The organism is Streptomyces sp. NPDC107522, from assembly GCF_055657525.1.
The window spans coordinates 1-12,342 of sequence record NZ_JBVKAU010000036.1; the positions used below are offsets into that span (position 1 = coordinate 1).

A 12,342-nucleotide genomic window follows, 5' to 3' on the forward strand; every position below is an offset into this window, starting at 1 on the left:
GTCGGTTGTTGATGTCGCAATCCACACCGAAACCAGAGGCCCTCGCCTCGTTCAAGAACCACTCAAGGCGTGTCGCCCGTCACCAACGTCCCCGGTCAGCACAACTAGGCCGTTTCTTCTGGATCAGCGTGCGGACCAGATGAAGATGCCCGCGATGTGCAGTGCGGCAAGGTAGACGGTGGCGGTCTTGTCGTATCGAGTGGCAAGGCCGCGCCACTGCTTGAGCTTGTTGATGCACCGCTCGACGGTGTTGCGTTGTCGGTAGGCGGTCTTGTCGAAGGCGGGTGGCCTGCCGCCGGATCGGCCCCGCCGCCTGCGCTTGGCGATCTGATCGACAGGCTGCGGGATGACGGCCCGGATACCCCGGCGGCGCAGGTGGGTGCGGATGGCGCGGGAGGAATACGCCTTGTCCGCCAGGACTACCTCCGGGGTGGTCCGAGGCCGTCCGACCGGCCGGGTCACCCGTAGGCGGGCCATGACCTGGGTGAATGCCGGTGCATCACCCGCCTGTCCCGGTGTGAGGCAGAAGGCCAGGGGGCGGCAGCGTCCGTCGGCAACCAGATGGATCTTGGTGGTCAGTCCGCCGCGGGACCGTCCGAGGGCATGGTCGTGCGGCTCGCCGGCCGGGGCCCCTTTTGACGGGCCCCGGCGGCGTGCTGGTGGGCGCGGACGATGGTGGAATCGACTGCGACGACCCAGTCGAGATCGCCTTCGGCGTCGGCCTGGGCCAGCAGCGCGGCGAAGACCTTCTCCCAGGTGCCGTCGGCCGCCCACTTCCGCAGCCGGTTGTGGACGCCCTTCCAGGAACCGAACTCCTCGGGCAGGTCCATCCACGGGCAGCCGGTGCGGTACTTGCAGGCGATCGCGTCGATCACCTGCCGATGATCCCGCCACCGTCCACCCCGCCTCGGTGCCCGATCGGGTAACAGTGGCTCGATCCGGGCCCATTGGGCGTCAGTCAACGACACACCCAGACCAACGATCAGATGATCCTAAGGAAACGCCCTAGGTGGTTCGGGAGACGGCGGTGCCGGCCACGTTCACCAGCAGGTCCGCCGCGGCGGAGGCGCGGAATCTGTCCACAGGCCCAGCTTTTGAGGCTGGGCTCCGGCTTCCGGCTGCACGCCGTCCCGCTCCGGTTCAACTCCGCAGTTTCGCTGCCGTGTGGCGTTCGGCGGGCGCCGCCAGCACGTCGTCGACGTCGCGCCGGTCGGCCACGCGGAAGGTGGCACCCGCCAACCTCCCGGTGGGCGGCGCGGATGCGCGGTTCGAGAACGGGCCGCTCGGGGTCGTCGACGTCGCCGACGGGCAGGTGCTGGCGTACTGCCGTGGCGGCCTGGTCCTGGACGTGCCCGCCAAGAGCATCCCAACGCTGGTGGACTGGACTGGCTAGGGCGTTCACTAGTGGGCTCTGCCACAGATCTTGGGGAGCGGTCGCGGAGCGTCACCGCAGTGTTCGGTTGCCGTAGGTCGCTCTCTCACGAGACCGCGTGCGCCGTGCCTTTGAGTAGCAGCTACTGACGCTCCATCAAGTAGGTGCACATTTCGGCGCTCCGGCTCGGTTGCCAGTGACGGTGCCGGTCATGCAGACCGACGAGCCGTCATGAAGATCCGACGCTTCGTCTGTGACGCGAGGACCTGTCCGCGCCGTACGCTCGCCGAGTCGTTCGCGCACCTGACCTGCCCGTACGCGCGTTTTACTACCCGGCTCGACCGTGCCCTGGAGCGCATCGGGCTCGCGTTGGCCGGACGAGCCGCGCGAGGCTGGCGGCCCAACGGGACCTCGCTGCTGGGCGGATCACCCCTCCGCCCGGTTGACGGCGCTGGCAACGACGTCGATGACCACTTCACCCGTTGCGGGACAGGGTCCTCCACATCGATCCACTGCAGGACCTCCGGCCCGCCGGGTTCCTTGATCGAAACTACTTTCAAGACGTCCCTTCAGGTGCGCCGCCTGACGGACGGCACATACGCCGGTCCCGACGTTGGGAAAATGCGGGTGGAGAAGGCGTACCCGGCAGGCTCACTCTGATCCGGGGCCGTCGCAGGATTCCGCCCGAGCCTGCCTGTCCGGCTCGCGCGAGCAGGACCGGTCCGGCCGATGCGGCTCAAGGTCAAAGCTGGCGCAGCGTCTCGATGATCTTTGCGGTGACGACCTTGGTGGAAACGGGGTTCTGTCCCGTTACGAGCCTGCCGTCAGCGGTAGCGAAGGGGGTCATCGGGATGGTGTTCTTGACATAGTTCGCGCCCCGCTTGCGGAATTCGTCCTCCAGCAGGAACGGCACCCGGCTCTTCACCATGGCGACTCGCTCCTCCGCGGTGGAGAACCCGGTGACCGTGCGGCCCTCGACGAGCAGGGAGCCGTCGGAGAGCGTGATGTTCAGCAGTCCGCAGGCACCATGGCAGACCGAGGAGACCACGCCGCCGTTCTCATAGATCTCCCGTGCAGCCTGCTGAAGCGCGGCATTCCCGGGGAAGTCCCACATGACGCCATGCCCGCCCGTGTAGAAGATCGCGGCATACTCGGTCGGGTCCACGTCGGCCGCCGCTTTGGTGTGCTCCAGCTTCGACATGAACGCGCGATCGTTCATGTACTCGCGAACCCCTTTGTCGGCCAATCTGATGCTTCGGGGATCCAGCGGTACCTGTCCCCCTTCTGGACTGACGATGTCGACCTCGAATCCAGCCTGGCGGACTGCGTCGTAGAAGTGAACCAGCTCTGCGATCCACAGTCCGGTCTTGTGGGGGTTCGTTCCGTAGGTCGCCTGGTTGGTGACTACGGCGAGGATCTTGCTCATCTGGGTCCTTCCGGCGGTAAGGCAGTGTTCTGATAGCGCCCGGATCACGAACGCCTTCCATTGCGCGATGGCCTGTAAACAGCGGAGGTGATAGGGCTTCTGAAGGAGTCGGCCGCCCCAGTTGCCGTTGCTATCGGTGGCGATGTCGTCCGCGTGGCGCATTACGCCCGTACGGGGGCTGGCTGGCGAAAGCAGCCTCTGGTGTTCCTCCCAGGCGCAATCGGATATGCGAGGTTCAGGTCAGCTTCTTGAGGATTTCGGCTGCGGCGGGGCCGGCGGAGGCGGGGTTCTGGCCGGTGACCAGGTTGCGGTCGACGACCACGTTCGGGGCCCACGGCTCGCCCTCCTGGTAGTCCGCGCCGATCTCGACCAGGCGGTCCTGGAGCAGCCACTTGGCCTTGGCCGCGAGGCCCGTCTGAGTCTCCTCGGCGTTGCTGAAACCGGTGAGCCGATAGCCGGCGAAGGCGTTGCTGCCGTCGGCCTTGGTGGCGGCCAGCAGCGCGGCCGGGGCGTGGCAGACCACGCCGAGAGGCTTGCCTGAGGCGAGGACATCGATGAGGAGAGCGCCGGAGGTGGCATCGACGGCCAGGTCCTCCATGGGGCCGTGGCCTCCGGGGTAGAAGACGACGGCGTAGTCGTCGAGGTCGACGTCCTCCAGCCTGATGGGGTGCTGAATCTCGCCGATCGAGGCGAGGGCGTCCGTCATCATCTTCGCCCCCTCCTCGCCGCCGTTGAACTCGGGCGCCAGGCTGCCCTGGTCCAGAGGCGGTACGACGCCGCCCGGCGTGGCGACGACGATCTCGTGTCCGGCGGCCGTGAACGCCTGGTACGGGGCCACGACCTCCTCGGCCCAGAAGCCGGTCGGGCGCTTGCTGCCGTCCGCCAGCGTCCAGTGGTCGGCGCCGGTCAGCACGAAAAGGATCTTCGACATGGTGTGGTCTCCGGGAGCCGAGGGTTCACCGCGCTGACGTTCCGACTTAAGAACGTCAGCGCTCCGGCTTTCGAAGCTAAAGCTGCTGAAGTAATCGCGCCAATGAAGGCATCGATACCAGGTATCGACGAACCGATGCCCTGCACGGGGACAAATGGCAGGTGGCTGCCGTGCCCACCTCGTAGGCTCGACGCCGTGAGCGATCAGGACACTCATGGGTTCGGTCCCCTGGACCTGAACCTGTTGCGCACCTTCCTTGCCGTGCACCGCCTGGGGTCCTTCACCGCCGCGGCACGACGGCTGGGCCTGTCGCAGTCCACCGTGACCACGCAGATCCGGGCGCTGGAGAACCGCCTGGGCCGTGAACTCTTCGAACGCCGGGCGCACGGCGTCACCCCGCTGCCCCACGCGGACGAACTTGCCACGCGACTGTCAGCTCCCCTGGATCAGTTGGCCGACATCACCGGCGAGGAGCCGAGCGGCAACGCGCTACCGGTGCACCTGGCCGGACCCGCAGAGTTCATGAGTACCCTCGGCCTCCAGACGCTGGCTCCGCTCGTCGCGCAGGGCGTCCGGCTGCGGGTGGCCATTGGTCTCACCGAACCGCTGCTCGAGGAACTGCGGGCCGGACGCCACGACCTCGTCGTCTCCACCCGCCGGCCCCGGGGCCGGACGCTGCACACCGAACTCCTCGCCGACGAGGAATTCGTCCTGGTCGCTGCCCCCGCCTGGGCCGAACAGCTCAAGGGACAGGACCTGCCCACTGCCCTGGAAAGCCTGCCACTGATCGCCTACGCCGAGGACCTGCCCATCGCCCGCCGCTACTGGCGCCACGTCTTCGACCGCCGCCTGCACGTCCAGGCCGCGATCACTATCCCCGACATACGCAGCGTCCTCACCGCCCTCACGGCCGGCGCCGGCTGGAGCGTCGTGCCCAGCTACCTTTGCCGGACCGAACTCGCCTCCGGCGAACTCCGGCTACTGCACCAGCCGGAGGACCCCCCGATCAACACCGCCTACCTCGTCCAACGCCCGGGCAGTTCCACCAATCCTCACGTCACGCTCGTCCGTGACCGTCTGGTCGCTGCTGCGAAGACCTGGTGAGCCCATCCGGTACCCGGAGGTCGTGTCGGGCTTCAGGCTGTCCTGACGAGCGGCGACAGCCGCCCTGGCTGGTGGTGCCGTCTCCTGCGTATCTCCCTGGACGGCCTCAGCAGCCGCAATACCGGATGGCTGCCCGGGAACGGACTGAACCGAGCATCCAGCTCTCGCCCGTCGTGCCTGGGCAAGGGGATCGTGCAGATGGGGTACGGCCCGAGGGATGCATGGGTTGGAGCCGTCACCAAAGCGTGGTCACAACCTCTTCCCTTGGCCGCCCTGAGCGCACAGCGCAGTGGGCGCGCGCCTTGTCGGTGCGATGGGACGAACGACGATGGGATGCCTACTGCGGTTCGGTCGTGCACTCAAAGAGGTCCACTTACTCGCGCATCGCATCACCGCGCCGTCCCGGCCCTGATCGCGGGCGCATCCGATGGACCGGGCCACGGGGCTTGAACTGATGGCCCGGGCAGGTGCCCGGCGGACCACGGTGTGGGAGGGGGGTCTCCTGTTCGGTGCCGCGGACACGGTTGCCGCCGCGCGCGTGCGGCGCTGGGCCGTCCCGCAGCTGGAGCGGGCGGCCCGTGGAGTGGCCGGCGATGACTTCGACTGGATGGCTGCCGTACAACGCGCTGACGAAGGCCGGGGCCACTTGTGCAGCGCTGCCGGAGCCGGCCTGAGCGCGGGCAGCGGTGATGTGACTCAGTCGCGATGGCTCATCGACCGGCAGATGACCTTGTGAGCCGGAGGAGGGTCGTGCGTGCGCGCATCGCCCCGAGTACCGAAGTGGCTCGACCTACCCGTCCCAGGAACGTAAGGCCAGCTGAGGCGCTCAGTCACACGAGGAACGGGTACAGGGGCACGTCGCGCCATGCGCTGCACGTCCGCTAACGCGCCGTAGCCGTCCTCCGGGCAGGCAACGCGGGCCTCGGCGCATCAATGCGCCGCGAAGATCGCGGGCGCGGACCCAGGGGAGAGGTGTCCTGTGAGGGCCGGCTGTTCGGCGGTCTCGGCGCCACTGCGGTTGAACGTGTTCAAAACGTCTGTCAGGATGTGTCTGTCGCCCGCGTGGGCGCTGGAGGGGAGGATCACGGTCGTGACGAGCTCGCTTCTCATGCCGTGGGGCCGTGTCCGGGTGGGCGCAGCCGGCGGAGGAATGACTGCGGGAGGTACTGCCCCGACGCGGATCCTTGATTGGCAGCACCCCTATGTCGCCTCGCTTCTGAGGCGGATTGACAAGACGGCGGACTCGGAAACCTCAGGTCCCGTGGAGGCGATAGCGGTCCTGCGGCAGGCTCACCGATGGATCGCCGCAAATGTGCAGCCGGTGTACTCGGTGCAGGACGAGCGGCCGGTATCGGAAGTGCTTCGCCGGGGCCGCGGCTCGTGCAGCCAGCGGCTGGCGGTACTGGAGTGCGTCGCCCGAGCCTCCGGGGTGGCCACGCGGGTGCGCGGCCTGCTGGTGGACGGCAGGTTCTGGCTTCCGCGGTTCCCTCGGCTGCATCGGATCCTCCCGCGCCAGGTGGTGCTCGCATGGCCAGAATTCCGCCTCGAAGGCCTGTCACGGACCGTCGACCCCGCCGCGCCCTGGTTGACGGTCTCGGAACTCTTCGGCGGCCTGGACGAGTTGAGCCGTGATCCCGGGGGTGGCTTCACCAATGACGGCGCGGAGACGCTCTTCGAGGCGTTGTCCAGAACAGCGATCGACTGGGACGGCGGGACGGCCTGCCCGGCCGCCGGCGCCACGTGCGATCTCTCGGGTCACGTCCTGGCCGACCTCGGCCACTACGACACGCGCGACGAACTCTTCGCCCAGAACGGCCAGACGCTGTGCTGGATGGCCCGGCTGCTGGCCGAGCCGATCCTGGGCCGCCGCTCGGCCGGTGCCTGACGCGTCCAGCACACCGAGCTCCCCGACGCACGTCGGCGAAGCGCTCCTGGCTCGGCACCGGTCAGCCGTATCGGCCGTGCGCGCTGCGGACAGGACGGGTCCATTGCCGTACTTCTCCTGTCCCGGCCCCCGGCGGGCGGGCCGTGGCAGTGTGCCGGTAGGGCCGGCTGCAGGAGAAGCTGCGCCGGGTCCTGACACCCCCGGCCCTACCTCGTCCCGTCCCCGCCTTCGCATAGAGGCCACCCCTGGGTCTGCATCGCTCTTGCTCCTAAGGCTGAGCTGTGGCTGACTGGCAGCGGCGCCGAGGGGGAGCGGATGGGCAACTGGGTCGTGATCGCGCAGTACTACAGCGACGTATACAGGACCGAGTTCGTCTGCCGTGGGCTGGAAACGAAGGACCAGGCGCTGAAAGCACTGCGTGCTGCCCTTCACACGTATGTGCCGAGTAAACATATCGTCGAGAAGCGGCGTCGCGTGTACCGCTTCGCCGACCAGGAGTCATACCTGGTGGTCATTAAAGGAAAGCTGTCGGAGTGGGAGTGCACCCTGCGCATCGCGGAGCTGGTCTCGGACTCGACCGACCCAGCCGTGGCCAAGCAGGCGCAGAAGGACGACGGCGCGGCAGAGGTGGCTGACGGGCCGCAGGACCGGATCCCGCCCGGCTACTGAGCGGCGGACCGGACTCCGCTCAAGCCTCAAAGATCCGGCGCTTGGGCACCTGGCACCTGGACATGGAGCCGCCCGACGGGCAGGCCGTCGGACCCGTGCGGCCGACCGCGTGAGGGATCCCGAATCGGCGTCCTGCCGCGCGGTGCGGGCGGCGCGTCGAAGGTCCGCTGGTTCGACATCGCACCGGGGTACGCGATGCACTTGGCCAGCGCCCACGAAGACGCCCTCGGGTGGATCGTCGTCGAGGGCCCGGCCGTGGGCCGCGACGGCTGGCAGCGTTCCTGGAACTGGTGGACCGGCGCCCGAGGCCGGGGGGCCGAGCCCACCTCGCAGTCACGTGCGCGACGCTGGACGGTCGAGCTCGCAGCCGAAAACGTCCGCGAAGAGACCATCGACGACCTCACCGTGGAGTTCCCGACCATCAACGAGGCTTACACCGGACGTGAACACCGCTACCAGTACGCCCTGTCCTTCCCCGACGACCAGGGCATCGGCGACCACACCCTCGTCAAGTACGACAGACGCACCCAAGGCCGCCAGTTGCTTCCCGTCGGCAATGGCCAACTCCCCAGCGAGGCCGTCTTCGCACCGGCCGAGGCCGCCGCCGACGAGGACGCCGGCTACCTGCTGACCGTCGTCAGCGACCTCAACTCCGACAGCTCGCGCCTCCTCGTCCTCGACGCCTCGGACCTGTCCCTGCCGCCGGTCGCCACGGTCCTCCTCCCGCGCCGCGCCCCGGCCATGATCCACGGCTCCTGGATAGCGGACGCCGCCAACTGACCCCGGACGACCCTGCCGCGGCCCGAGAACGCGGAGCGCTGCCTTCCTGCAACCGCCGCCTCCAGCGGGTCTTCTGCACCTGAGCGTTGTTCCGCGTCCGGCACTGCGAGGAGTCTTGCCGGTTCTGCGAGCGCAGACGCGCAGAGGGCAAGCTCCACATCCAAGCTGTCCTCGCTCTTGCCCGCCGTCGCGTCGACGTTGTCTGGGCCCTCCGTCGCGACGGACGGTGCTACGAACCCACGCCGCCCGTCGCTCTCGTGGTTTGACAGGGGCCATGTGGAATCAGTCAGCCGTCCGCGGCAAGGCGGTCGAGCCATTCGCTGAGGAGGTGTTGTTCCGCGCTGCTGAGCGTTGTCTGGCCGGGCAGGAGGGCCTGCAAGGTTCGGACGGCGTCGGCGAGGCCCGCGTCTTGTACGACGGGTCTTTCGTGGGTGACGGCGGCGACCATGGATTCGCGCAGTGTGGTGAGCAGGGCCGGGTCGCGTTGGTCCTCGGGTAGCGACAGCCAGGTGAGCACGGCGCCGCGCGCGGTCGCGTGGATGAGAGCGGCCGCGAGTTTCTCGTCGACGCGGAGCCAGCCGCCGGCGGCGAGGCGGTGGATGCGTCCCAGCAGGATCTGCATGCCGGCCTGGAAGGCAGCCGATGTCGTGCCGCGTTGGGGGTCGCTGTACATCAGGGCGTACAGCGCGGGGTTGGCGAGGCCGAACTCGACGGCGAGGTCCCAGCCCGCCCGCAGATCTTCCACCGGGTCCTGAGGGCGGGTGTCCCTGTGCTTTGCCGCGAGGAAGGTGGCGTAGCCGTGCTCCACCACTGCCTCGAGGAGCCCGTCCTTGTCGCCGAACAAGCGATAGATCGCAGGGGGCTGCGTCCCGGCGGCCGCGGCGACCGCCCGGGTGGTCACCGCGTCGCGGCCCTCGCGCGCGAGCAGGTCCGCCGCTGCCTCGACCACCCGCTGCCGGGTGACCTCTCGGACGTCGGCTGCAGTCTCCGACGCGGCGGCGGGAATGGCCTCGTTCTTCGCTCCCTCAGGCATGAATCAATGATAGCGCCCAGTTGATTCCATTGATGCTATCGATGTTATCGTGATGTGCGTATCACTGGAAACAGCGAGAGAAGAGGAGCGCACCATGCCTGAGAAGCTGCGCATCGTAGGCCTCGAGGAGCACGTGGCCCTGCCGGTCCTGCTCGATGCCTGGACGCGGGCAGGCGTGCCGCAGATCCCCCAACTCGGCTACGGCGACGAGCCGATAGCGCAGCGGCTGCGCGACGTCGGCGACCGCCGCCTGGCCGACATGGACGATCAAGGCGTCGACGTCGCCGTGCTGTCGCTGGCCACACCCGGCGTGCAGAATCTGACTGCGGCGGACGCCGTGAGCGTGGCGCGCGAGGCGAACGACGCACTCGCCGAAGCCGTCGACGCCCACCCCGACCGATTCCAGGCGCTCGCGGCCGTCCCCACGCCGGCACCCGAAGCCGCCGCCGCGGAGCTGGAGCGCGCGGTCACCCGACTCGGCTTCCGTGGCGCGATGCTGTACGGGCGCACCGGTGACAAGCCGGCCGACGCGCCGGAGTTCGACGACCTCTACGCCACCGCCGAACGGCTCCGGGTACCGCTGCACTTCCACCCGCAGACCCCTGTGAACGCGGTCCAAGAGGCGTACTACTCGAATCTCCCCAACGGAGTCGGCCGCGCGCTCGCGACCGCCGGCCTGGGCTGGTACTACGACCTGGGCGTGCAGTACCTGAGGATGATCTTCTCCGGCGTCTTCGACCGCCACCCCGGACTGCAGGTGATCGCGGGGCACTGGGGCGAGGTCGTCCTGTTCTACCTCGACCACATCGGTGTCCTGCAGGACATGGCGAAGCTGGAGCGGCCCCTGGCCGACTACTTCCGCCAGAACTTCTGGATCGCGGGCAGCGGCACGGTCAGCGAGCGCTACCTGCGGTGGACAGCTGAGGTCGTCGGAACCGAGCGGATGCTGTACTCCACCGACTACCCCTACACCTTCGGAACGCGCCCCGGCGGCTTCCCCTTCCTCGACACCAGCCGCTCAGTCGCCCGCTCGTTCCTGGAGCAAGCACCGTTCACCCAGGAGGAAAAGGCCGCCATCGGGTCCGGCAACTGGGAGCGGCTGACCGGGCACACCGCCACCACGCACGGCAGCAGCCGATCCGCAGACGACCACAGCGACACCACCTCGGGCGGTCGGCGATAACACAGGTGTCCGGCCCGAAGCCGGCCGGCGGGCGGAAGACCCGCTCCACCACGAGCTCACTCCGCGCTGCGCGGTGCCCGGACCCTGGAGGGCCTCTAGGGGGTGCCTTGGCTGTCGTAGGGACCGTCCACGCCCGCGGTCACGCGCATCACACCGGACGGTCATCTTTGCGGCCGGCCCCTTCTCCCAGGACCAGCACTCGACGAACAACGGATGACGTTGAGAACCCCTCTCCACGCGGGCCGCGTTGAGCGGCCCGCCCGTTCATGGACCGCGAGCCGGTGACCAGTCCCCGGCCCGGCGGTGACCTCTGTCAGACAGAATCCCGGAGGAACAGTGGCGACAACCCCTTATCGTGTGCCGCCCGCCCGACGCAGACCCCTGGGACCTGGCGGCGTTTCCCGAAGTCGTGCGGGTGTACGCGGCGCAGAACTCCGCGGCCGAGGAGATCCAGCAGCAGGCCCGCGAAGCCACGGAGTTGGACGTGCTCGCCGTGCGCGGCCTCGGCCTGATCGGCCTCAACGATTCGCTGCTGCGGGCCTGCCTCCCGCGCGAACAGGGTGGCCAGGGCCTCCGCATCCGGGTCGCTCTCCTCGACCCCGACAGCGACGCCCTGCCCCGACGCGCTGCCGAGATCGGGGAGTCCGCCGAGTTCCTCGCTGGCGGCGTGGGGCTCGCCGAGGCGCGGCTCAGGGAGCTCGCAGAGGCGGGCGACGTCGGCGTGTGGCGGTACCGGATGCTGCCGACGTGGCGGCTCATCCGCACCGACGGGACCATGTTCGTCGGCGCTTTCGACGCCGGGTGGGAAGGCCACGAGTCGGCGCTGTACAAGGTGATGGAGACCCCGCACGGCCCGCTGTACCGGGGGTTTAGGCGGATGTTCGAGGCGGTCATCGACGGCGCTCAGCGCACGGTCTGACGAGGAGGGAACCGCACGTGATCGAGGCGGAGTTGAAGGCGCGCGTCCATGCACCCGAGCAGGTAATGCGCCAGCTGGACGAGCGGGCCACCGCGCGGGTCGAGGTGTACCGAGACACGTACTACGACCGGCCGGACGGCTCGCTGGAGAAGGCAGGCGAGGAACTGCGGGTACGCACGGTCCACGGTGCGGACGGCACGCGCACTGTGCTGACGTACAAGGGCGCGGCGGTCGACGAGGAGTCCGGATCCAAGCCAGAGCACGAGACCCGTGTCGAGGACGCCGACCAGGCGCACGCCATCCTGCGGGGACTCGGCCATGTGGAGCTGATCGGCTTCGAGAAGCGGTGCCGGAACTACGACTTCACCGCGCGGGGCCGGCAGATGCTCGCCACGCTGGTGCGCGTGCCGGAGATCGACGGAACCTTCCTGGAAGTCGAGACCCTCGTCGACGAGGACGAGGTGCCGGCGGCCCTCGATGACATCCGCAGCGTGCTCGCCGAGCTGGGCATCGCAGCGGAGGATCTGACGCGGGAGACGTATACGGGTGCCGTGGCGGCGCAGCGCCGTTGACCCAGCGCCCGGGCATGCCGGAGCGCCCACGCGGCCGTCAGAGCTGCGCTGGGGGCTTTTCCGGTTACGCCTTCGGCACGGTCCACTCCACCGGCTCCTCCAAATCCTCCGGCGAGTAGAACGCCCGCTCAGCTCGCCCCGACTTCGGCACCTCGAACGGCACATTGCCCCGCACGCAGTCACCGCCCATCACCTTCGCGCCCACCGGATACTCCGGCGCCGGCAGCTCCGCGCCGCTCACCCCCGTCGCCTGCACACGCGCATCAAGTCCTGGCGCCTGCTCCGACCGGCACGCTGTTCAACCAAGCGCCTCTGCCGCATCGCATCCGAGCAGCACGCCCTCCTGATCTGCGCGAACTCAGGATGAAAGAGGCTCAGTGAGGCTCTTTCATCCTGTGCTGGAGGGGTGAAATGGGCTGGTCAGCAGGGTCGGTGACATGGCGGAGCCCCTCGTCGTTGGCGTGGTGA

The 12,342-nt window shown here is 68.7% G+C and carries 13 protein-coding genes and 1 pseudogene; 9 read left to right on the top strand and 5 right to left on the bottom strand.

The window, feature by feature from the left end; translation table 11 throughout:
- Positions 1 to 123 precede the first annotated feature (123 nt).
- A protein-coding gene (locus ACZ7L6_RS43270; RefSeq protein ID WP_471934044.1) for an IS5 family transposase occupies positions 124 to 983 on the bottom strand; the annotation gives its coding sequence in 2 pieces (ribosomal slippage) (positions 124 to 638 and positions 638 to 983; 861 coding nt in all).
- 242 nt (positions 984 to 1,225) lie between these two features.
- On the opposite strand from ACZ7L6_RS43270, the gene ACZ7L6_RS43275 reads away from it, so the two are divergent.
- On the top strand, positions 1,226 to 1,393 hold the full coding sequence (locus tag ACZ7L6_RS43275) for a hypothetical protein (RefSeq protein ID WP_471934024.1): 168 nt from the start codon (positions 1,226 to 1,228) through the stop codon (positions 1,391 to 1,393).
- Between the two features lie 721 nt (positions 1,394 to 2,114).
- On the opposite strand, the gene ACZ7L6_RS43280 is transcribed toward ACZ7L6_RS43275, so the two are convergent.
- Positions 2,115 to 2,798, bottom strand: coding sequence for a type 1 glutamine amidotransferase domain-containing protein (locus ACZ7L6_RS43280; RefSeq protein WP_471934026.1), 684 nt, complete (start codon positions 2,796 to 2,798; stop codon positions 2,115 to 2,117).
- Positions 2,799 to 3,033: 235 nt separating this feature from the next.
- Entirely contained in the window at positions 3,034 to 3,729 is a 696-nt protein-coding gene (locus ACZ7L6_RS43285; RefSeq protein WP_471934028.1) for a type 1 glutamine amidotransferase domain-containing protein, read from the bottom strand.
- A gap of 195 nt (positions 3,730 to 3,924) precedes the next feature.
- On the opposite strand from ACZ7L6_RS43285, the gene ACZ7L6_RS43290 reads away from it, so the two are divergent.
- From ACZ7L6_RS43290 to ACZ7L6_RS43310, 5 genes and pseudogenes are all read left to right on the top strand, one after another.
- Positions 3,925 to 4,833 carry a LysR family transcriptional regulator gene (locus ACZ7L6_RS43290; protein ID WP_471934030.1) on the top strand — a complete coding sequence of 303 codons (909 nt, stop codon included), beginning with the start codon at positions 3,925 to 3,927 and terminating at the stop codon, positions 4,831 to 4,833.
- A 1,090-nt stretch (positions 4,834 to 5,923) separates the two neighbouring features.
- Positions 5,924 to 6,718, top strand: coding sequence for a transglutaminase domain-containing protein (locus ACZ7L6_RS43295; protein ID WP_471934046.1), 795 nt, complete (start codon positions 5,924 to 5,926; stop codon positions 6,716 to 6,718).
- A 315-nt stretch (positions 6,719 to 7,033) separates the two neighbouring features.
- On the top strand, positions 7,034 to 7,387 hold the full coding sequence (locus tag ACZ7L6_RS43300) for a hypothetical protein (RefSeq protein ID WP_471934032.1): 354 nt from the start codon (positions 7,034 to 7,036) through the stop codon (positions 7,385 to 7,387).
- 132 nt (positions 7,388 to 7,519) lie between these two features.
- On the top strand, positions 7,520 to 8,167 hold the full coding sequence (locus tag ACZ7L6_RS43305) for a carotenoid oxygenase family protein (RefSeq protein WP_471934048.1): 648 nt from the start codon (positions 7,520 to 7,522) through the stop codon (positions 8,165 to 8,167).
- A gap of 137 nt (positions 8,168 to 8,304) precedes the next feature.
- Positions 8,305 to 8,433: pseudogene (locus ACZ7L6_RS43310) on the top strand (IS110 family transposase); the annotation flags it as partial.
- A gap of 20 nt (positions 8,434 to 8,453) precedes the next feature.
- Here ACZ7L6_RS43310 and ACZ7L6_RS43315 read toward each other — a convergent pair.
- Complete coding sequence (locus ACZ7L6_RS43315; protein ID WP_471934034.1) at positions 8,454 to 9,200, bottom strand: TetR/AcrR family transcriptional regulator; 747 nt, start codon at positions 9,198 to 9,200, stop codon at positions 8,454 to 8,456.
- Between the two features lie 94 nt (positions 9,201 to 9,294).
- Here ACZ7L6_RS43315 and ACZ7L6_RS43320 point away from each other — a divergent pair, with 94 nt between their 5' ends.
- The 3 genes from ACZ7L6_RS43320 (at position 9,295) to cyaB (ending at position 11,874) form a co-directional block, all read left to right on the top strand.
- On the top strand, positions 9,295 to 10,383 hold the full coding sequence (locus ACZ7L6_RS43320) for an amidohydrolase family protein (protein ID WP_471934036.1): 1,089 nt from the start codon (positions 9,295 to 9,297) through the stop codon (positions 10,381 to 10,383).
- A gap of 355 nt (positions 10,384 to 10,738) precedes the next feature.
- Positions 10,739 to 11,302 carry a hypothetical protein gene (locus ACZ7L6_RS43325; protein WP_471934038.1) on the top strand — a complete coding sequence of 188 codons (564 nt, stop codon included), beginning with the start codon at positions 10,739 to 10,741 and terminating at the stop codon, positions 11,300 to 11,302.
- Between the two features lie 17 nt (positions 11,303 to 11,319).
- Positions 11,320 to 11,874 (top strand): class IV adenylate cyclase, encoded by a 555-nt coding sequence (gene cyaB / locus ACZ7L6_RS43330; protein ID WP_471934040.1) that lies wholly within the window; start codon positions 11,320 to 11,322, stop codon positions 11,872 to 11,874.
- Between the two features lie 64 nt (positions 11,875 to 11,938).
- On the opposite strand, the gene ACZ7L6_RS43335 is transcribed toward cyaB, so the two are convergent.
- The gene (locus ACZ7L6_RS43335; RefSeq protein ID WP_471934042.1) at positions 11,939 to 12,130 is read right to left on the bottom strand and encodes a hypothetical protein; all 192 of its coding nucleotides are present in this window, start codon (positions 12,128 to 12,130) and stop codon (positions 11,939 to 11,941) included.
- Positions 12,131 to 12,342 lie beyond the last annotated feature (212 nt).